The 18,393-nt window shown below is 67.7% G+C and carries 20 protein-coding genes; 3 read left to right on the top strand and 17 right to left on the bottom strand.

The features are described 5' to 3' along the window. Positions 1-25: 25 nt before the first annotated feature. Positions 26-1,603, bottom strand: coding sequence for an ABC transporter ATP-binding protein (locus FZ983_RS02830; protein ID WP_149222083.1), 1,578 nt, complete (start codon positions 1,601-1,603; stop codon positions 26-28). 282 nt (positions 1,604-1,885) lie between these two features. Here FZ983_RS02830 and FZ983_RS02835 point away from each other — a divergent pair, with 282 nt between their 5' ends. Both FZ983_RS02835 and FZ983_RS02840 read left to right on the top strand, forming a co-directional pair. Further along, on the top strand, positions 1,886-2,830 hold the full coding sequence (locus FZ983_RS02835; protein ID WP_149222084.1) for a folate-binding protein YgfZ: 945 nt from the start codon (positions 1,886-1,888) through the stop codon (positions 2,828-2,830). 94 nt (positions 2,831-2,924) lie between these two features. Beyond that, positions 2,925-3,497 (top strand): PRC-barrel domain-containing protein, encoded by a 573-nt coding sequence (locus tag FZ983_RS02840; protein ID WP_149222085.1) that lies wholly within the window; start codon positions 2,925-2,927, stop codon positions 3,495-3,497. A 147-nt stretch (positions 3,498-3,644) separates the two neighbouring features. Here the strand turns inward: FZ983_RS02840 and FZ983_RS02850 are convergent, their stop codons facing one another. From FZ983_RS02850 to crcB, 4 genes are read right to left on the bottom strand one after another with little or no spacing between them, the layout of a single operon-like run. Continuing rightward, the gene (locus FZ983_RS02850; protein WP_149222086.1) at positions 3,645-4,340 is read right to left on the bottom strand and encodes an ATP12 family protein; all 696 of its coding nucleotides are present in this window, start codon (positions 4,338-4,340) and stop codon (positions 3,645-3,647) included. A 3-nt stretch (positions 4,341-4,343) separates the two neighbouring features. Beyond that, a complete protein-coding gene (locus FZ983_RS02855; protein WP_149222087.1) occupies positions 4,344-5,018 on the bottom strand; it encodes an HAD-IA family hydrolase in 675 nt (224 codons plus the stop codon). After that, entirely contained in the window at positions 5,018-6,082 is a 1,065-nt protein-coding gene (locus FZ983_RS02860; RefSeq protein ID WP_149222088.1) for an RluA family pseudouridine synthase, read from the bottom strand. The genes FZ983_RS02855 and FZ983_RS02860 overlap by 1 nt, the downstream gene beginning before the upstream one ends. Further along, entirely contained in the window at positions 6,082-6,483 is a 402-nt protein-coding gene (crcB, locus tag FZ983_RS02865) for a fluoride efflux transporter CrcB (RefSeq protein ID WP_149222089.1), read from the bottom strand. The genes FZ983_RS02860 and crcB overlap by 1 nt, the downstream gene beginning before the upstream one ends. Positions 6,484-6,592: 109 nt before the next feature. Here crcB and FZ983_RS02870 point away from each other — a divergent pair, with 109 nt between their 5' ends. Next, positions 6,593-7,168, top strand: a complete 576-nt coding sequence (locus FZ983_RS02870; RefSeq protein ID WP_149222090.1) for a cysteine hydrolase family protein — start codon at positions 6,593-6,595, stop codon at positions 7,166-7,168. A gap of 137 nt (positions 7,169-7,305) precedes the next feature. Here FZ983_RS02870 and FZ983_RS02875 read toward each other — a convergent pair whose 3' ends face one another. The 12 genes from FZ983_RS02875 to FZ983_RS02930 all read right to left on the bottom strand — a co-directional run bounded on the left by FZ983_RS02875 (position 7,306) and on the right by FZ983_RS02930 (position 18,390). After that, complete coding sequence (locus FZ983_RS02875; RefSeq protein WP_149222091.1) at positions 7,306-8,163, bottom strand: dienelactone hydrolase family protein; 858 nt, start codon at positions 8,161-8,163, stop codon at positions 7,306-7,308. A 108-nt stretch (positions 8,164-8,271) separates the two neighbouring features. Then, positions 8,272-9,012 carry an ABC transporter ATP-binding protein gene (locus FZ983_RS02880; RefSeq protein ID WP_149222092.1) on the bottom strand — a complete coding sequence of 247 codons (741 nt, stop codon included), beginning with the start codon at positions 9,010-9,012 and terminating at the stop codon, positions 8,272-8,274. Then, a complete protein-coding gene (locus tag FZ983_RS02885) occupies positions 9,005-10,252 on the bottom strand; it encodes a lipoprotein-releasing ABC transporter permease subunit (protein ID WP_149222093.1) in 1,248 nt (415 codons plus the stop codon). The genes FZ983_RS02880 and FZ983_RS02885 overlap by 8 nt, the downstream gene beginning before the upstream one ends. Positions 10,253-10,377: 125 nt before the next feature. After that, the gene (proS, locus tag FZ983_RS02890) at positions 10,378-11,691 is read right to left on the bottom strand and encodes a proline--tRNA ligase (RefSeq protein WP_149222094.1); all 1,314 of its coding nucleotides are present in this window, start codon (positions 11,689-11,691) and stop codon (positions 10,378-10,380) included. A gap of 154 nt (positions 11,692-11,845) precedes the next feature. Next, positions 11,846-12,301 (bottom strand): hypothetical protein, encoded by a 456-nt coding sequence (locus FZ983_RS02895; protein WP_247883543.1) that lies wholly within the window; start codon positions 12,299-12,301, stop codon positions 11,846-11,848. Positions 12,302-12,309: 8 nt separating this feature from the next. After that, the gene (locus tag FZ983_RS02900) at positions 12,310-13,212 is read right to left on the bottom strand and encodes a hypothetical protein (protein ID WP_149222096.1); all 903 of its coding nucleotides are present in this window, start codon (positions 13,210-13,212) and stop codon (positions 12,310-12,312) included. Positions 13,213-13,691: 479 nt separating this feature from the next. Then, positions 13,692-14,267, bottom strand: a complete 576-nt coding sequence (locus FZ983_RS02905; protein ID WP_149222097.1) for a DNA-3-methyladenine glycosylase I — start codon at positions 14,265-14,267, stop codon at positions 13,692-13,694. Positions 14,268-14,289: 22 nt separating this feature from the next. Next, complete coding sequence (locus FZ983_RS02910) at positions 14,290-14,544, bottom strand: DUF1467 family protein (RefSeq protein WP_149222098.1); 255 nt, start codon at positions 14,542-14,544, stop codon at positions 14,290-14,292. Positions 14,545-14,600: 56 nt separating this feature from the next. After that, positions 14,601-15,005 carry a methylmalonyl-CoA epimerase gene (gene mce, locus FZ983_RS02915; RefSeq protein ID WP_014248402.1) on the bottom strand — a complete coding sequence of 135 codons (405 nt, stop codon included), beginning with the start codon at positions 15,003-15,005 and terminating at the stop codon, positions 14,601-14,603. 72 nt (positions 15,006-15,077) lie between these two features. Then, complete coding sequence (locus FZ983_RS02920; RefSeq protein ID WP_149222099.1) at positions 15,078-16,793, bottom strand: ribonuclease J; 1,716 nt, start codon at positions 16,791-16,793, stop codon at positions 15,078-15,080. Next, a complete protein-coding gene (locus FZ983_RS02925; protein WP_149222100.1) occupies positions 16,790-17,563 on the bottom strand; it encodes a type III pantothenate kinase in 774 nt (257 codons plus the stop codon). Before FZ983_RS02925 ends, FZ983_RS02920 begins: the two co-directional genes overlap by 4 nt. A 32-nt stretch (positions 17,564-17,595) precedes the next feature. Then, on the bottom strand, positions 17,596-18,390 hold the full coding sequence (locus FZ983_RS02930; protein ID WP_149222101.1) for a biotin--[acetyl-CoA-carboxylase] ligase: 795 nt from the start codon (positions 18,388-18,390) through the stop codon (positions 17,596-17,598). Between the last annotated feature and the right edge of the window lie 3 nt (positions 18,391-18,393).

The raw sequence follows: 18,393 nt of genomic DNA on the forward strand, positions 1-18,393 counted from the left end.
GGCGTCTCCGGCAATCACGAAACCATCAGACCGCACGCGTGATCTCCCCGTCTTCGTCCGGCGGCGTGCCGAACAGGCCGCCCATCAGCAGGCCGATGCGTTCCACCGTCGTCTCGTGCGTCGGCCGGCTGTCGGACAGGCGGCCGTGGAACAGCACGGAAATCCGGTCGCTCAGCACGAACAGCTCGTCCAGGTCCTGACTGATCACCAAAACCGCGGCACCCGAGCGGGCCAGCCCGATCAGCGCCTTGTGGATCGCCGCCGCGGCACCGGCATCGACGCCCCAGGTCGGCTGGCCGACCACCAGCAGCTTGGGCTTCTGCAGGATCTCGCGGCCGATGATGAATTTCTGCAGGTTGCCGCCCGACAGCGACCGCGCTTCCGCCCGGTGGCCATGGGCGACCACGTTGAAGCCGCGGATGATCGTCTCGGCATAGGCCCGCGCCCGGCCGAAATGGACCATGCCGCCCCGCACCAGCGGCTCGCGGGCATAGCCCGACAGCAGCGCGTTCTCCGACAGGCTCAGCTCCGGGACGGCGCCGCGGCCCAGCCGCTCCTCCGGCACGAAGGCGAGGCCCAGAGAGCGGCGCGCCCGCGGCCCCAGATGCCCGGCCGACGCGCCCTCGATCACCACGGAATCGGCGTCGGCGACCAGCATCTCGCCGCTGAGCGCGGCCATCAGCTCCGCCTGCCCGTTGCCGGCCACCCCGGCGATGCCCAGGATCTCGCCCGCCCGCACCTCGAAACTGACGTCCTTCAGGTTGGTGGCGAAGGGATTGTCGGAGGTGGTGGACAGATGGCGCACCGACAGGCGCGCGGCTCCGGCGGCACCCTGCGGCGGCCGTTCGGGCGTGGACAGCTCCGCCCCCATCATCATCTCGGCAAGGCTGCGCGCGGTCTCCTGCCGCGGGTCAGTGGCGCCCACCACCTTGCCGGCCCGCAGAACGGTGGCGCGGCTGCACAGCGCCCGGATCTCCTCCAGCTTGTGCGAGATGTAGAGGATCGTGCAGCCTTCCGCCGCCAGGACGCGCAGCGTCTCGAACAGCTTGGCGGCCTCCTGCGGCGTCAGGACCGAGGTCGGCTCGTCCATGATCAGCAGCTTCGGGTCCTGCAGCAGGCAGCGCACGATCTCCACCCGCTGCCGCTCGCCCACCGACAGATGGAAGACATGGCGTTCGGGGTCGAGCGCAAGGCCATAGCGCTCGGACACGCTGCGGATGCGGTCGGCCAGCTCGTCCATCCGGCCGGCATCGTCCAGGCCGAGCGCGATGTTCTCCGTCACCGTCAGCGTGTCGAACAGCGAGAAATGCTGGAACACCATGCCGATGCCCAGCCGCCGGGCGCCGGCCGGATCGGGGACAATGGTCTCCACCCCCTGCCACAGCATGGTTCCCGAGTCGGGGTGCAGCACCCCGTAGATCATCTTGACCAGAGTGGATTTGCCGGCGCCGTTCTCACCCAGCAGCGCATGGATCTCGCCCGGCTGGAGGACGAGATCGACATGGTCGTTGGCGAGGCATCCGGGGAATCGCTTGGTGATGCCGCGCAGCTCCAGGCGGGGCGGCGGAGCGTCCGGGGGGAAAGTCTCGGCGTGCGAAGGCAAGGAGGGGAAATCCGGGATAAGGTCAAACCTGTATGGCAATGCCAAAGCCGTGCCACCGCTACCAACAGAGTAATCCGGTGGCACCACCGGCCGTCAACAGCCGATCCTCTGCCTATATGCAATGCATTTGCCGCTTCGGTCATCATGCCACAGTCTGTGACGGCAACCCAGCCTTTCGCCCGAGGGGCTGTTGCGATGCGGCAGGCCCTTGCCAGCCGGGCCGTTCGGACCAACACTCCAGACGGTCGGCGGTTCGGCCGATCGGACAGGGTGGAGGCAAGGATGTCGGCGGGTTACGCGGTGCTGGACCGGCGGAGCGTGGTGGCGGTGACGGGGGACGACCGCAAGGCCTTCCTGCAGGGGCTGGTGTCCAACGACATGCTGCGCGTCACCCCCGACCATGCCGCTTATGCCTTGTTCCTGACCCCCCAGGGCAAGTTTCTGCATGATTTCACCATCGTCGAATCGGGAGCCGTCGAATCGGGAGCCGTCGAGTCGGGTGTGGATTCGGCCGCGGCACTTCTGCTCGATCCGGAGACGGACCGGCGCGCCGACCTGCTGCGCCGGCTGAAGATGTACAAGCTCCGTTCGAAGATCGCGCTGGAGGACAGGGCCGAGGCGCTGCGCGTCGTGGTGGCCTTCGGGGAGGGTGCGCTGTCAGCGCTGGGACTGCCGGCGGAGCCGGGCACGGCGCGGCCATTCGGCGGCGGGATCGCCTTCACCGACCCCCGTCTGCCGGCACTCGGCGCACGCCTGTTCCTGCCTGCAGACGGCATCGCGGAACTGGACGCGGCAGGACTGGTGCGACGGGATGCCGCAGAGTACGACCGCCTGCGCCTGTCGCTTGGCGTGCCGGACGGCACCGGCGAGCTGATTCCGGAGAAGTCGATTCCCCTGGAGAACCGGATGGACGCGCTGAACGCCATCTCCTGGGACAAGGGCTGCTACATGGGGCAGGAGTTGACCGCCCGCACCAAGTACCGCGCCCTGATCAAGAAGAAGCTGTTCCCCGCCGCCATCGACGGGCCGACGCCGGAGCCCGGCACCCTGGTGACGCTGGACGGCAAGGACGCCGGGGAAATCCGCAGCGCCCGCGAAGGTTCGGCGCTCGTCCTGCTGCGGCTGGAGGAGGTGCAGCGCGCGGCCGCGAACGGGCTTTCCTTCCAGGCCGGTCCGGCGACGCTGACGCCGCAGGAACCGGGCTGGGACATTACCACCAAGGGCTAGTCCCACACCGAAAGAGTTCACGGAAGGTGAAATCAAACGGGGCTTGCGCCTGTTGTTCTGGTGTCTTTCGACACAACGACAAAGGAGCCACCCCATGCGTCGCACCCTGATTGTCACCGCCGCCACGCTGGCTTTGCTCTCCGGCGCCGCCGTCGCGCAGACCACCTCGCCGACCGTGGGCAATCCGTCCTCGTCGACCTCCAGCATGTCGAACAGCGCGTCGCCGGACAGCGCGACCACCGGCAGCACCGCCGGCAGCACGGCGGCCACCGGTGCCACGGGCGGCCAGCTGGCCAGCGCCGAGGAACTGATCGGCAAGAACATCTACGGCCGCGACAACGAGAAGATCGGCGAGGTCGACGACGTGATCCTCGACGCCAACGGGCAGGCCAAGCAGCTGGTGGTCAGCTCCGGCGGCTTCCTCGGCATCGGCGAGAAGCAGGTCGCGGTCGACTACACCGCCGCCAACTGGGATGCGCAGAACAACCGCCTGAACCTGGCCGGCATGAGCCGCGACGACGTCAAGGCGATGCCGGAGTTCAAGTACGACGACACCATGACGTCGCTGAACAAGAACCGGAAGCCGGCCGAGGACGAGAAGATGGCGCCGGGCGCCGCCCCGACCACCGGGTCGACCGGGACCACCGGCAGCAGCACGGCGAAGTAAGGGTTGCTGCGGTCTTGCGGGAGTTAGACCCCCACCTAACCTCCCCCACTGGGTGGGGGAGGGACTGCCGCCGCTCTCTCGCATCGGCACTTACCCCCTCCCCCGCCCAGCGGGGGAGGGTTGGGGTGGGGGTCTAACTCGGCACCCTCACCCCCGCAGCAGATCCACAAAGCGCCGGCAGGCCACAATCTCCGCACGCACGTTCGCGCGGCGCTTCGTGGCCTCGGCGTCTTCGCCCCATTGTTCGATCTGGTAGGTCTCGTCCAGTTGCGAGACCTCGAAAGCCTCTTCCGCACCAATGCGGCCTTCCAGCAAAGCCAGCGCCACGATGATGGAGCCGCAGACGCCGGTCGTGGTCTGCAGCGCCGACAGGTACCAGTCGTCCGTCCGCTCCACCACCCGGCGCAGAGCGGCCAGCGCCTCCTCCGGCTGCGGCTTGGGCATCAGGCCGGCGCAGACATGCAGCGGCGCGTCGTAGGTCAACGCCGCCCAGTCCAACAGCGGCTGCCACAATTGGGCCTGACGGTCCACCAGCGGCTGCGGATGCTCGGCGCGGTAGCACAGCAGGTCGGTGCCGGCATAGGCGCTGATGGCCTGGACGATGTCGGGCCGCTTGGCCGGGATCAGGTCGACGGCGGTGCTCGACAGTTGCATCAGCGGCATGGAATGGGCGTCGATCTGGTCGCCCTGAGCTGCCCATTCGTCAGCCACGCCCTGGGCCAGCGGCCGGCTGGGGAAGACCAGCGGCGCCTTGGCCGGGCTCCGCACCGGACGGCCGTCGAGCTCGACCCGGAAGCCGCCCTCGGTCTCGCCGATCCCCGCCGCCTTGTAGAAACGCTTCATCGCTTACCCTTCCAAAAGCTCCAGCACCGCGGTGGCGACATCCCGCCCGCGGTGAACGATGCGGTTCGCCCCGGCCCGCTCCAACTCCGGCACCGCATGATAGCCCCAGGAGACGCCGACCGATCGCACCCGCGCGTTGCGGGCCATCTGAATGTCGTAGGTCGTGTCGCCGATCACAACCGTGCCTGCCTCTTCGGCGCCGGTCTCCGCCAGCGCGCGCTGGACCATGTGCGGGTTCGGCTTGCCAGGACCGACATCGGCGGTCTGCAGCGTGACGAAGCGCCCGGTCAGCCCGTGCCCCTTCAGCACCGCGTCCAGCCCACGCCGCGACTTGCCGGTCGCGACGCCCAGCAGGACGCCCGCCGCCTCCAGCGCCGCCAGCGTGTCGACGATGCCGGGGAACAGCGGCTCGTCCACCTCGCCCCGGCTGCGCGCGGCGGAGAAGGCCCGCTTGTAGCTTTCCGCCACCGCCACATGGGTCTCGGCGTCGTGCGTCGGCAGCAGCAGGGCCACCGCCTCCACCAGCGACAGCCCGACCATGCGGCGGACCTCCATCGGGTCGGGTTCGCCCAGCCCATGCTCGGCCCAGGCCTGGGTCATGGCATCGATGATGGCGAACTGGCTGTCGACCAGCGTGCCGTCGCAATCGAACAGGGCGAGACGCAGCGGTAGCGCCATCACTCGAAATCCTCGAACGGGTCGTCGCGCAGGTTCGGGCTGAAGCCGAAATACTTCCAGGTCGCCTGCATGTGGTCGGGCAGCGGTGCGGTGACGTCGATGGTCTTGCCGCCGCGCGGGTGCGGCAGGATCAGCCGGCGCGCATGCAGATGCAGCTTCTTCGCCACCTCCGCCCCGGCCAGGAAGGCGCCTTGCCCGGCATATTTGCCGTCGCCGAGGATCGGCGTGCCGACGGCGGCCATGTGGACGCGCAGCTGGTGGGTGCGGCCGGTCAGCGGCCACATGGCGACGAAGGCCGCCTGCTTGCCGACATTCTCCTGCACCGAATAGACGGTGACGGCGCGCTTGCCCTCTTCCTTGTTCTCCGCCACCCGCTCGCCATGCGGACCGCCTTCCTTGGCCAGCGCGAGGTCGATCTTGCCCTGGTAGGGCGTCGGCACGCCAACGGTGACGGCCCAGTAGATCTTGCGCACCGCACTGCCGCGGAACAGCTCGGTCAGCTTGCTGGCGGCAAAGGTGGTACGGGCCAGCAGCAGGACGCCCGACGTGTCCTTGTCCAGCCGGTGGACCAGCTTCGGCCGCTCGTTGCCGTCGAAGCGCAGGGCGTCGAGCATGGCGTCGAGGTGCTTGGAGGTGCCGGTGCCGCCCTGCACCGCCAGCCCGGCCGGCTTGTTGATGGCGATCACGTCGGCGTCGCGGTAGAGCACCAGCGCCTGCAACTCGGCGATCTGCTTGTCCGACATGCCCTTGGGCTTGCCCGCCCCCGGATTGGGCCCCTTGACGGGAGCCGCCCAGGCGGCGAGCGGCGGAATGCGCACGCCCTGTCCCGCCGCCAGCCGCGACGACGTCTCCGCCCGCTTGCCGTCGATGCGGACTTGGCCCGTGCGCAGCAGCTTCTGCAGATAGCTGTGGTTCACGTCGGGGAAATGCCGCTTGAACCAGCGGTCGAGCCGCATGTCGGCCTCGTCGGCCGTGACGATGCGGGTTTCGACCTTGCTGTCGCCCTTGGATTCGGTTGACGCGGCATCGGCGTGATCGGCGGCGGGATTGCGAGAGTCAGTCATCAGAGGGACACCGAAACAAGAGAACGCACGGCCCACAGGCCGGCAAAGAAGCCCACCACGCTGAACAGCGTCGAGGCGAGGAAGTATCCCGCCGCCGCGGCGAACTCGTCACGGGCGACGAGAACGCCGATGTCCAGCGTGAAGGAGGAGAAGGTGGTGAAGCCGCCGAGCACGCCGACCAGCAGCAGGGCGCGCAACTCCGGCGAGGGCGACCAGGTCAGTGCCGCCAGTTCCGACAGCACGCCCATCACCGTGCAGCCGATGACGTTGACGACGATCGTCCCCACCGGGAACCGGGTGCCGACCCACTGCATGATCGCCAGCAGCATCAGATAGCGCGCCACCGATCCGGCGGCACCACCGACGGCGACGGCAAACAAGGACAGAGGGGATGCGAGCACGGCGCCTCCGGTTCAGCGCAGGACGGTGGGGTTGGGGATCGAGCGCCGGATTAGAGCCAGAAACCGCGCCACTTGTCACGCGATGGACAATGGCGGCAGGATCGTCGACATGGAAACGCTCCCCCACAACGCCGCCCTGCTGATCGTCGACCTGCAAAAGGCCATCGACGATCCGCGCTGGAGCCGCATCGGTCCGCGCAACAACCCGCAGGCCGAAGCCAACGTCGCCGCATTGCTGGCCGCATGGCGGCGGGACGGGCGGCCCATCGTCCATATCCGCCACGATTCGATGGAGCCCGACTCCACCTACCGTCCGGGCGGCCCCGGCCACGCCTTCAAGGAGGAGGCCTTGCCGCTTGCAGGCGAGACGGTGATCGGCAAGGCCGTGAACAGCGCCTTCATCGGCACCGGTCTCGACGAGTGGCTGCACGACCGCGGCATCGGCACGCTGGTGGTGGCCGGCGTCATCACCAACAACAGCGTCGAGGCGACGGTGCGGATGGCCGGAAACCTGGGTTACGACGTGCGTCTGGTCGCCGACGCCTGCTTCACCTTCGCCCGGCTGGACCGCTCGGGGAGGCTGCGCACGGCGGACGAGGTCCACGACCTTTCGCTCGCCAATATGGACGGCGAATATGCGACGGTGGTGGAGACGGCGGAGGTGTTGGGAGAGATGTCGCGCTGAATGCCCCCTCCCTAGCCCTCCCCCGCTCCGCGGGAGAGGGAACTCCGCCGCCTTGGCAATTATGTCATGCCACCAAGCATCCTACCCCCTCTCCCGCGAAGCGGGGGAGGGATGGGGAGGGCGCCAATAGCGCTCTCCTAAGCCAGCTTCGCCTTCAAGAACTCCACCGTCCGCGTCCAGGCGAGGTCAGCGGCCTCCTTGTTGTAGCGTTCGGCCGAGGTGTCGTTGTGGAAGGCGTGGTTGACGCCCTCGTACATGTGGATCTGATGTTCGACGCCGGCCTTCTTCAGCGCCTCGTCATAGGCGGGGATGCCGGCGTTGATGCGCTGATCGAGCCCGGCGTAGTGCAGCATCAGCGGCGCCTTGACGGTGGTGACCAGCGCCGGGTCGGGCGCCGGGCCGTAGAAAGCGACGCCGGCCTTCAGGTCGGGCGCCTTCAGCGCAAGCCGGTTGACCATGCCGCCGCCCCAGCAGAAGCCGACGGCGCCGACCTTGGCCGAGGAATAGCGGTAGGCCATCAGGTAGCTCATGGCCGCGATCAGGTTGTTGACCGTCTTGTCGCCGTCGAGCTGGCCGATCATGTCGCGGGCCTTGTCCGGGTCCTGCGGCGTACCGCCCAGCGGCGACAGCAGGTCGGGCGCGAGCGCCACGAAGCCTTCGGTGGCGAGACGGCGGGTGACGTCCTCGACATAGGCATTCAGGCCGCGGTTCTCGTGGATGACGATCACCGCCGGGGCCTTGTCCGAGAGTTTCGGCCGGGCGAGATATCCGGCAACGTCGCCGGTCGCCCCCTGGAAGCTCACCTTTTCCGCCGCCAGACGCTTGTCGTCCTCGCCGACGATGGCCGCGTGGGCATAGTTCGGCTCGATCGCCGCCAGGATGGTCGGGATCGCCGCCGCGCTGCCGGCCAGCACCGCCAGCCGTTCCAGGAAGACGCGGCGCGGCAGCGGCGCATGGGTGTATTCGTCGTATAGGTCGATGATACGCTGGTCCATCCCCGATGCCCCCTGTCTTGCCTATGCCGCAGCTCAGCCGGTGCGGTCGCGCTTGAGAGTGGGGGCACGGCGCCGGCTTGGCAACCGGGGCTAGGACGCGCTTTCGGCCTATGACGCTTCCGGCGCAGCCTCTGCCAGCGGGACCAGTTCCGACGGCTGGTATTCGACCAGACGCCCGTCGCGCATCTCCAGAACCCGGTCCATGCGGCGGGCGAGGTCCAGATTGTGCGTCGCGACCAGAGCCCCCACCTTGGCCTGCCGGACGATGGCCGACAGCATGGTGAAGACATGCTCCGCGGTATGCGGGTCGAGGTTGCCGGTCGGCTCGTCGGCGATCAGCAGCGACGGCGCGTTGGCCAGCGCGCGGGCGATGGCGACGCGCTGCTGCTCGCCGCCCGACAGGCGGGCCGGACGGTGGGTGCCGCGCTGTTCCAGCCCGACCATGCGCAGAAGCTCGTCTGCGCGCTGGCGGGCGACGGACTTCGGCACGCCGGCGATCATTTGCGGCAGCACGATGTTCTCCCGCGCCGAGAATTCCGGCAGCAGGTGGTGGAACTGGTAGACGAAGCCGATGGAGCGGCGCCGCACCTCGGTCCGCTTGCCGTCGTCCAGGTTCGACACGTCGGTGCCGGCGATGCGCACCGTGCCGCCGGTCGGCCGTTCCAGCAGGCCGGCGATGTGCAGCAGCGTCGACTTGCCGGCACCCGACGGGCCGACCAGCGCCACCAATTCCCCGGCGCCGACGGTCAGATCGACCCCGCGCAGCACCTCCAGAATCTCGCCCGCCTGTTCGAAGCGGCGGACGATGCCCTTCAACTCCAGCATCGGCTGCATGACCGCGTCACTCATAGCGCAGGGCCTCCACCGGATCGAGCCGGGCGGCGCGCCAGGACGGGTAGATGGTGGCGGCGAAGGACAGGCCGAGCGCCATCAGCGTCACCTGCACCACCTCGCTCCAGTCGATCTTGGCCGGCAGGTGGGAGAGGAAATAGATCTCGGCGTTGAACAGGTTGGTGCCGGTCAGCCCCTGGATCACCTGCCGGATGCTCTCGATATTCAGCGCGAAGGACACGCCCAGCGCCAGCCCCAGCAGCGTCCCCGTCACGCCCACGCTGGCGCCGGACAGGAAGAAGATGCGCATGACCATGCCGCGCGTCGCCCCCATGGTGCGCAGGATCGCGATGTCGCGCCCCTTGTCCTTCACCAGCATGATCAGGCTGGAGATGATGTTGAAGGCCGCGACCATGATGATCAGCGACAGGATCAGGAACATCACGTTGCGTTCGACCTGAAGGGCGGTGAAGAAGCTGGCGTTCGACTGCTGCCAGTCGACCACCCTTCCCTCCCCCGCGACCGCGGACTGCACGGCGGCCCGCGCGGCAACGATCTGCATCGGATCGTCGACGAAGACCTCCAGCGAGGTCACGGCGTCGCCGGTGCGGAAGAAGGCCTGCGCCTCCTCCAGCGGCAGGAAGATGAAGCTGTTGTCGTATTCGAACATGCCGACGTCGAAGATCGCGCCGATGGGATAGCTGCGCATCCGCGGCACGGTGCCGAAGGCGGTGACGTTGCCCTGCGGCGCAATCAGCGTGATCTGGTCGCCGACGCTCAAGCCCAGCCGCTGGGCCATGCGGGAGCCGATGGCGATGCGGTCCTCCCCGAACTCCTCGGCCGAGCCGCGGATGACGTTGTTGGCAAGCGTCGGCCGCGCCTTGAAGTCTTCCGCCCGCACGCCGCGGATGACCGCGCCCGAGGCGACGCCGCGCACCGACACCAGCGCCTGTCCTTCCACCGTCGGGGTGACGTTGCTGACGCCGGGCGTGTTGCGCAGCTTGCCGGCCAGGATGTCGAAGTCCGGCAGCGGCCCACCGCGCACATTGTAGACGTTGAGGTGCCCGTTGAGGCCGAGCACGCGGCCCAGCAGCTCCGCCCGGAAACCGTTCATCACCGCCATCACGATGATGAGGGTCGCGACGCCGAGCGCGATGCCCAGCAGCGAGAACCCCGCGATGACCGAGATGAACCCTTCCTGGCGGCGCGCCCGGAGGTAACGCATCGCGACCATGCGTTCGAAGGCGGTGAAGATCATGCGGCTGGGGTCCTGTGGGTGGGCGGAAACGATGCCCTACATGGGAACGTGAGCGTGGCGGAAAAAGGGCAAAGCCCGGATCGCCGGCATCACGGCGATCCGGGCCTCCTCACGGGGTAAGCCGATCAGCCCAGCAGCTTCGCCAGCGCCGCCTCGACCGGCAACTCTTCCTTCTCGCCGGTGGCGCGGCGCTTCAGTTCGACGACGCCGTTCTTCAGGCCGCGCGGCCCGACGACCAGTTGCCAGGGAACGCCGATCAGGTCCATGTCGGCGAACTTGGCGCCGGGACGCTCGTCGCGGTCGTCATAGGCGACCTCAAGCCCGGCGGCTTCCAGCTTCGCATACAGCTCGGCGCAGACGCGGTCGGTCTCGGCGTCGCCCGACTTCAGGTTGATCAGGCCGACATTGAAGGGCGCGACGGCGTCCGGCCAGATGATGCCGTTGTCGTCGTGGCTGGCCTCGATGATCGCACCCATCAGGCGCGACACGCCGATGCCGTAGCTGCCCATCTCCACCGGGATCGACTCGCCGTTCGGGCCGGCGACCACGGCATTCATCGGCTTCGAATACTTGGTGCCGAAGTTGAAGATGTGGCCGACCTCGATGCCGCGGGCCGAGACCAGATCGGACTCCGGCACCGGGCTGTTGGCCGGGTCGTGCTTCTCGTCGGTCGCGGCGTAGATGGCGGTGACGCGGTCGAAGAAGGGCTGCAGGTCGTCCTCCATGCCGGGGGCGTCCTTCAGCACGTCCAGGTTCATCCAGTCCTTGTGGCAGAAGACGCCGCTCTCGCCGGTCTCGGCCAGGATGATGAACTCGTGGCTCAGGTCGCCGCCGATCGGGCCGGTGTCGGCGCGCATCGGGATCGCCTTCAGCCCCATGCGGGCGAAGGTCCGCAGATAGGCCAGGAACATCTTCTGGTAGGAACGGCGGGCGCCGGCCGGGTCGATGTCGAAGGAATAGGCATCCTTCATCAGGAACTCGCGGCCGCGCATCACGCCGAAGCGCGGGCGGATCTCGTCACGGAACTTCCACTGGATGTGGTAGAGGTTCAGCGGCAACTGGCGGTAGCTCTTGACGAAAGAGCGGAAGATGTCGGTGATCATCTCCTCGTTCGTCGGGCCGAACAGCATCTCGCGGTCGTGGCGGTCGGTGATGCGCAGCATCTCCTTGCCGTAATCGTCGTAACGGCCGCTCTCGCGCCACAGATCGGCCGACTGGATGGTCGGCATCAGCAGTTCCTGCGCACCGGCGGCATCCTGCTCCTCGCGGACGATCTGCTCGATCTTGCGCAGAACCCGATAGCCCAGCGGCAGCCAGGCATAGATGCCGGCGCTGGTCTGGCGGATCATCCCGGCCCGCAGCATCAGGCGGTGCGAGACGATCTGCGCCTCCGTCGGGGTCTCCTTGAGGGTCGGCATGAAGAAGCTGGACAGCCGCATGGCTCTGCTCTCGTGTGCGAGGTGTTCGACAAGGCCGCGCGGACATGCTCCTTTTTCGAACAGGAGCGCACTCGGGCGGCGGGTGAGCGACTTTAGGAAGGTCGCCCGCACTTGTCCACTGTAAGCCCCCGCTTCCTTCCCGGCCGGCCCGGCCCTACCGGGTGCGGCAATAGGCGTAGAGGCGGTCCTCCGCCCCCGGATCGATCGGCTGGCCGTTGAGATAGAGCCGGTCGCCGACGACGCTGAGCCAGACCGAGGTCACGTCGTCGGGCAGAAACGGCACCGACGGCAGGGCGATGCCCATCCGCCGGGCAAGATCCACCGACAGCGGCAGGTCGATGGGAATTGGCGGCTGCGCGCCCGCGGTGCCCGGCAGGTCGGCCGGCATCACCGGGCGGCCGTTCACATCCACCCCCGGCCGGTATTCCACGTCGGCGGCCGGCACATGGCGGGTCAGCCGCTGGCACAGCGACAAATCGATCACCGGCCGCTCGCGGGCGACATCGGGGGTCAAAGGGATCGGACCCGGCAACTGCGGCTGCGATTGCGCCGATGCGGTTCCGGCCGCAAGAGCCAGCAGGCACGCGGTCAGGCCGGCGCGCAGGGCCATTGGCGCCGTCACAGCGTGTGCCGCTCGGCCAGCATGGCGGGGTTGCGCATGGCTTTCCAATAGAGCGACAGGTAAGGCATCCCTTTCTCCGCCTCCTCCTGGGTCCGCGCCGACTGGCGGATGTATTTGCCGATGAAGGGCTTGTTCACATGCTCCAGGTCCACCGCGGCCTTCAGCACCAGGAACTCGCCGATCTTGTCCGGCAGATTGTAATGCCATTTCTGAAGGCAGTCGGAGGTCACTCCCGGCTTAGCCTGCTCCGGTTCGGGCATGTAGAATTCCTGGTGGTGGTACTGCGTGATCTCCTTCCACGCCTGGGCGACCCGGCCGGGTTTCAGCCGCGGCAGGGCCTTCAGGATGCGGACATCGTCGTGGAACAATGGCAGGAAACCGCGCTTCTCCGCCAGTTCTGTCAGCATGATGTGCAATCCGGCCATCACGCCTCCCTCCGCACCACCACCCTGGCCGCCGTCGGACCTCTCCTCGCGCTTGCGGCCGAACAGGACGCTGAAGAAGCCCTTCTTCGGCTTGGCGCCGCCACCGGCGCCGCCGCTGTCCTGCCCGACCTTGCGCTCGTCCCACAGCGAGTCCCAGGCATATTCCCAGGCGGTGAAGATGGCGTTGGAGCGGTCATCCAGCACGGTCAGCAGATATTCGCGGCCTTCCCGCGCCCAATCGACATCGCCGACGATGGCGCGGACCGGTCGGCGGCTGAGCACCACCGGCAGGATGCCGACGCGCACGAGGTCCTGATAGAACTCGACGAAGGATGGCGTCTGGATGAAAGGCAGCATGGAGCAGGGCTGCTGGTCCGGCGCCAGCAACTCCATGCTTTTTCTGGTCCGCTCCAACAGTTCGGTCGTCAGAACCGCGGCGAACTGATCGAATCGTTCGTTTTCGTTCGCGGCCATCGGCGCCTCGACTGTCGTCCTTCTTCTGACGCCCGCCTGAACGGGCGAATGACCGGTTGGTCCGATGGGCCAATGCGGACGGCCATCCGGGCGGCGCGTGCCTCCGGACGGCGTTCTTTGCAGCCATTCTCGCCGGATAGGGGGAAACCCCAAGGCAGAGTCGGCCCGAGCAACGCTACCAAGCAAACCGTTAACGTTTTCTGGACCTGCAGAGGAAATTTCCTGTCCACCAGCCAACAATCGGCATTGTGGATAAAGAAAGGCCGCGCGGCGAATGCGGCGCGGCCTGTCGAGTTTAGGGAGGAATCGCCACCAGGCGTCGGAAAGGGAGGAATGGTCCTCCCTCGTCACATGAAAAGAGTGAACCCGTGCCGCAGCCATGGCAAGCCCAAAACAAAGGCAATACCCTGCCATGCTCAAAGTATTTGCATTTTTGCCCAGCCTTTCAGCGATTGCCGCCGTTCTGACCGGACCTTTGCCTACTTCGTGGGCTCATACCCGCGATAGCCGCCGTCCACAGCGGTTTTCCAGGGCGGACTCTGGGCCAGGACGACGGCGTGGACCGGGCAATCGGGCTGGTGCGCACCCGGCAGGTAACCCAGGCTCATCAGAAACTCGCCGACGATCTCGCCGCCTGTGAAGCGGAAGGTTCGGCCGAACAGCTTCACCCATTCCGCCTTGGTCAAGGGGTGGTGCGCGCGCAGCCAACCGTGGAAGGAGCCGTGGGTCTCGCGCAGGGCGATGATCCGGCGGGCATTCTCGATCACCGCATCGACCTTCAGACGGTTGCGGATGATACCGGCGTCGGCCAGAAGCCGCGCCCGCTCCGCCTCGCCATAGGCGGCGACCCGGTCGATGTCGAAATCGTCGAAGGCGGCGCGGAACGCCTCACGCTTCTTCAGGATGGTCAGCCAGGACAGACCGGCCTGGTTGATCTCCAGCACCAGCCGTTCGAACAGCACCCGGTCGTCGCCGCTCGGGAAGCCGTATTCGCCGTCATGGTAGGGGCCGTGGTGGGGATGGCCGGGTGCGGCCGCGCAATAGGTCAGGCTCACCCGCCCTCTCCTCTCCGGTCGGTCAGTACATATGCCGCGCCATCTCGCGGAAGGAGATGATCCCGGAGCGCTCCACGCCGAAGATCACCAGCCACACCAGCAGGGCGACCACCGAAGTGATCATGAACTTGCGCAGAATGCGCGGTTCGACGGGGGCGGAGGAGGCCATGCCGGGTTCCGGTTCGTCCGGCGTCCGGACACCCCAGGGCAGCACCCCGAACAACACCACCCACCACACGACGATATAGACGAAGACCGCCGTCACCCAGTTGTCCATCGCCCTCTCCGTCGCCTCTCGTCTCCCCACCCTCTCCGTGCAGCCCGGCGGAGGGATCAGGCCTGCTCCAGTTCCACCAGCGTCCCGCAGAAGTCCTTGGGGTGCAGGAACAGGACCGGCTTGTCGTGGGCGCCGATCTTGGGCTCGCCATCGCCCAGCACACGGGCGCCCTGCTCCTTCATCCGGTCGCGGGCGGCCAGGATGTCGTCCACCTCGTAGCAGATGTGGTGGATGCCGCCGGACGGGTTCTTTTCCAGGAAGCCGGCGATCGGCGACTTCTCGCCGAACGGATGCAGCAGCTCGATCTTGGTATTCGGCAGGGTGACGAATACCACGGTCACGCCATGCGGCGGCAGATCCACCGGCTGAGACACCGCGGCCCCCAGCGTGTCGCGGTAAAGCGCCGTCGCCGCCGGCAGGTCCGGAACGACAATGGCGACGTGGTTGAGCTTCCCGATCATGCGTGTCCTCTCGCTGGCTGTCCGTCTGGCCCGTTAGCGGGCTCTGATAAGCCTGTTATACACAAATTTCCGTCAGACGCGGACCAGATGGACCTCCGTCACCGGCTTCTTGCCATGGGACGCATTGAAGCAGCGGCGGACGGCAATCCGTGCCGCCTCCTTCACTTGGGCATCGTCGGCGCGCGTTGATCTGGGCAGCATCGCCACCGATTCCCGCACCGCGTCGATGACGTCCAGCAGCATGTCGCGGTCGGTCGCTTCGTCGATCAACCCCATCACCGCCACCTGCGGCGCGGTCAGAAGCTCGCCCGTTCCGGTCATGACCAGCGTCACCACGGCGGCGCCGTTGTTCACCATGCGGTTGCGTGCCCGCATCATGCCGGTGTCGAGCGGCACCAGCCGCTTGCCGTCCACCGCCATGCGGCCGGACCGCACATGGGCGACCACCTGCGCGCCCTCCGCCCCGTCGAGGCGGATCAGTTCGCCATTGGCCGGCACGATGCTGTGGGCGACCTGACAATCTTCCGCCAGGGCGGCGTGGGCCTGCTGGTGGCGCTGCTCGCCGTGGACCGGCACCGCGATGCGCGGCCGCACCCATTGGTACATGCGCACCAGCTCGTCCCGCGCCGGATGGCCGGAGACGTGGACCGCAGCCTCGTCCGCCGTGACCAGTTCCACGCCCTGCGCGACCAGCTGGTTCTGCATGCGCCCGATGGCCCGCTCGTTGCCGGGGATCTCGCGGGAGGAGAAGATCACCACGTCGCCGCGCGACAGCGTGACCTGCGGATGATCGTTGGCGGCGATGCGGGCAAGGGCGGATCGCGGCTCTCCCTGGCTGCCGGTACAGATCAGCACCAGCTTTTCCCGCGGCAGATAGCTGGCGTCATGCTCCGACAGGAATTTCGGCACGTCAGCCAGATAGCCGCTGGCCCGCGCGGCCTCGTTGATCCGCCACAGCGACCGGCCGACCAGTGCCACATGACGGTCATGCGCGGCGGCGGCGGCGGCGATGCTCTCCAGCCGCGCCACGTTGGTGGCGAAGCAGCTGACGGCGATTCGCGAGCCGCGGTAACGCCCGAACAGCTCCATCAGCGAGGCGCGCACCGTCGCCTCCGACCCGGCGGAACCCGGGACCAGCGCGTTGGTGCTGTCGCCGACCAGCGCCAGCACCCCCTCGTCGCCAATGGCGCGCAGCCGCGCCTCGTCGGCGGTGTCGCCGACCAGCGGATCGGGGTCCAGCTTCCAGTCGCCGGTGTGCAGGACGGTGCCGGCGGAGGTGCGGATGGCGAGCGCGTTCGGCTCCGGAATCGAGTGCGTCATGGTGACGTATTCGACGGAGAAGGGACCGATCTCCACCGTGCCGCCCAGCGGGATCTCATGGATCGGAACCGTCGCGCTCAGGCCCTTCTCGTGCAGCTTGGCGCGCAGGAAGGCCGCGGTGAAGGGCGTGCAATAGACCGGGCAGCGCAGTTCCGGCCACAGATACTGTACGGCGCCGAGATGGTCCTCATGCGCATGGGTCAGCACCAACCCGACCAGATCCTGCCGCCGCTCGGCGATGAAGGCCGGATCGGGCATGATCACGTCGAGGCCCGGCATGGTGTCATCGGCGAAGGAGATGCCGAGATCCACCATCAGCCATTTGCCCTGATGGCCGTAGAGGTTGAGGTTCATCCCGATCTCGCCGGAACCGCCGAGCGGGAGGAAATACAGGCCGCCATCCTCCGGAACGAAGGTGTCCGCCGGGGCTGCAGGGATTCCGGCGGCTGTCTTGGAGGATTGTGTCATTGGACCGTGTTGCGCTTGTGGATCAGGAGGAGACCGCGGAGCGTCAGCTCGTTGTCGGTGTGTTCGATCACATGGGTAGCCTTGGCGAAAAGAACAGCCAATCCGCCAGTGGCGACAACCCGCATCGGTTCGCCGTACTCCGCCCGGATGCGGGCCACCAGCCCTTCGATCAGGCCGACGTACCCCCAGAAGATGCCCGATTGCATGCAGGCGATGGTGTTCCTGCCGATCACGTGGTCCGGCGGCTGGATCTCCACCCGCGGCAGCTTGGAGGCGGCCATCTGCAGCGCCTCCAGCGACAGGTTCAGCCCCGGTGCGATCACGCCGCCGCAATAATTGCCGTCTGCGTCCACCACGTCGAAGGTGGTTGCCGTGCCGAAGTCGATGACGATCAGCGGGGTCTTGTAGGTGGCAGCGGCTGCCACCGTGTTGACCAGCCGGTCGGCACCGACCTCCTCCGGCCGGTCAACCAGCGCCTTGGCCCCCAGATCGACGCCGGGCTGGCCGACGATCACCGGCTCGCAGCCGAAATGATCCTTGCACAGCCGCTTCAGGTTGAAGGTGGCGCCGGGCACGACGCTGGCGATGATGGCGCCATGGATGTCGACCGGCTTCAGCCCCTTCAACGCCATCAGGTGGGTCAGCCACACCATGTACTCGTCGGAGGTGCGTTTGGGATCGGTCGCCGTGCGCCAGATGCCGCGCTGGCGGTCGCCGTCATAGATGGCGAACACCACATTCGTGTTTCCGGCGTCGATGGCAAGCAGCATGGCGTGGTCCTGAAGGCTCTGGTCGCTTGGAATCAGCTTTCGGTCGGCGGCGTGAAGAACACGTCCCCGGCGGCGATCCGCTGGCGCGGTCCGCCGTCCGTTGGATCAAGCAACAGAACGCCGTCGCTGTCCAGATCGGCGAAGGTGCCGGGGATCGTCCGATCGGCCAGCCTGACCACGATCGGCCCGCCGAGCCCGCGGGCGCGCGACAGCCACGCCTCCCGCACAGGGGCGAAGCCATGGGCGCGCCAGCGGCCGTACCAACTCGCCACATGGCCGGCAAAGACCTCCAGCAGCGCGCCCGCCCCCATCGGCGGCGCCCCTTCGGCGATCAGCGAGGTCGCGCCGTAATCGGCGGTCGCGGGAAAATGCCGCAGGTTGATGCCGACGCCAAGCACCACCCAGGCCACGGTGCCGTCCGCCGCCGGCTCCGACTCGAGGAGGATACCGGACAGCTTGCGGTCATGCACCAGCACGTCGTTCGGCCATTTGCAGCGCACGCCGCCGGGATCGGGCAGCACCGATTCGGCGGTCTCGGCGATGGCGAGTGCGGCGACGAAGGAGACCTGGGCGGCTTCGGCCGGCGGCAGGCCGGGCCGCAGGATGGTCGTGCTGTAGAGGTTGCCTTCGGGCGAGGTCCAGGCCCGGCCGCGCCGGCCGCGCCCGCTTTCCTGCCGGCGGGCCCAGACGATTGTGCCTTCGGGTGCCCCGGAACGCGACAAGGCCTTCGCTTCGTCGTTCGTGCTGCCGACGGAGTCGAAGGCCTTGACCCGGAAGCCCGGAGGCAGGCGCAGACGCGCCGCCTCCGCTTCGAGAGATAACGACATCGG

This window comes from Azospirillum sp. B21 (genome assembly GCF_008364825.1).
Classification (GTDB): domain Bacteria; phylum Pseudomonadota; class Alphaproteobacteria; order Azospirillales; family Azospirillaceae; genus Azospirillum.

Excerpts from the sequence above, each read along its gene's own strand:
- FZ983_RS02835 (WP_149222084.1), top strand. The coding sequence starts at position 1,886 with ATGTCGGCGGGTTACGCGGTGCTGGACCGGCGGAGCGTGGTGGCGGTG.
- FZ983_RS02840 (WP_149222085.1), top strand. The coding sequence starts at position 2,925 with ATGCGTCGCACCCTGATTGTCACCGCCGCCACGCTGGCTTTGCTCTCC.
- FZ983_RS02850 (WP_149222086.1), bottom strand. The coding sequence starts at position 4,340 with ATGAAGCGTTTCTACAAGGCGGCGGGGATCGGCGAGACCGAGGGCGGC.
- FZ983_RS02855 (WP_149222087.1), bottom strand. The coding sequence starts at position 5,018 with ATGGCGCTACCGCTGCGTCTCGCCCTGTTCGATTGCGACGGCACGCTG.
- FZ983_RS02860 (WP_149222088.1), bottom strand. The coding sequence starts at position 6,082 with ATGACTGACTCTCGCAATCCCGCCGCCGATCACGCCGATGCCGCGTCA.
- FZ983_RS02870 (WP_149222090.1), top strand. The coding sequence starts at position 6,593 with ATGGAAACGCTCCCCCACAACGCCGCCCTGCTGATCGTCGACCTGCAA.
- FZ983_RS02875 (WP_149222091.1), bottom strand. The coding sequence starts at position 8,163 with ATGGACCAGCGTATCATCGACCTATACGACGAATACACCCATGCGCCG.
- FZ983_RS02880 (WP_149222092.1), bottom strand. The coding sequence starts at position 9,012 with ATGAGTGACGCGGTCATGCAGCCGATGCTGGAGTTGAAGGGCATCGTC.
- FZ983_RS02885 (WP_149222093.1), bottom strand. The coding sequence starts at position 10,252 with ATGATCTTCACCGCCTTCGAACGCATGGTCGCGATGCGTTACCTCCGG.
- proS (WP_149222094.1), bottom strand. The coding sequence starts at position 11,691 with ATGCGGCTGTCCAGCTTCTTCATGCCGACCCTCAAGGAGACCCCGACG.
- FZ983_RS02895 (WP_247883543.1), bottom strand. The coding sequence starts at position 12,301 with ATGGCCCTGCGCGCCGGCCTGACCGCGTGCCTGCTGGCTCTTGCGGCC.
- FZ983_RS02900 (WP_149222096.1), bottom strand. The coding sequence starts at position 13,212 with ATGGCCGCGAACGAAAACGAACGATTCGATCAGTTCGCCGCGGTTCTG.
- FZ983_RS02910 (WP_149222098.1), bottom strand. The coding sequence starts at position 14,544 with ATGGACAACTGGGTGACGGCGGTCTTCGTCTATATCGTCGTGTGGTGG.
- mce (WP_014248402.1), bottom strand. The coding sequence starts at position 15,005 with ATGATCGGGAAGCTCAACCACGTCGCCATTGTCGTTCCGGACCTGCCG.
- FZ983_RS02920 (WP_149222099.1), bottom strand. The coding sequence starts at position 16,793 with ATGACACAATCCTCCAAGACAGCCGCCGGAATCCCTGCAGCCCCGGCG.
- FZ983_RS02925 (WP_149222100.1), bottom strand. The coding sequence starts at position 17,563 with ATGCTGCTTGCCATCGACGCCGGAAACACGAATGTGGTGTTCGCCATC.
- FZ983_RS02930 (WP_149222101.1), bottom strand. The coding sequence starts at position 18,390 with ATGTCGTTATCTCTCGAAGCGGAGGCGGCGCGTCTGCGCCTGCCTCCG.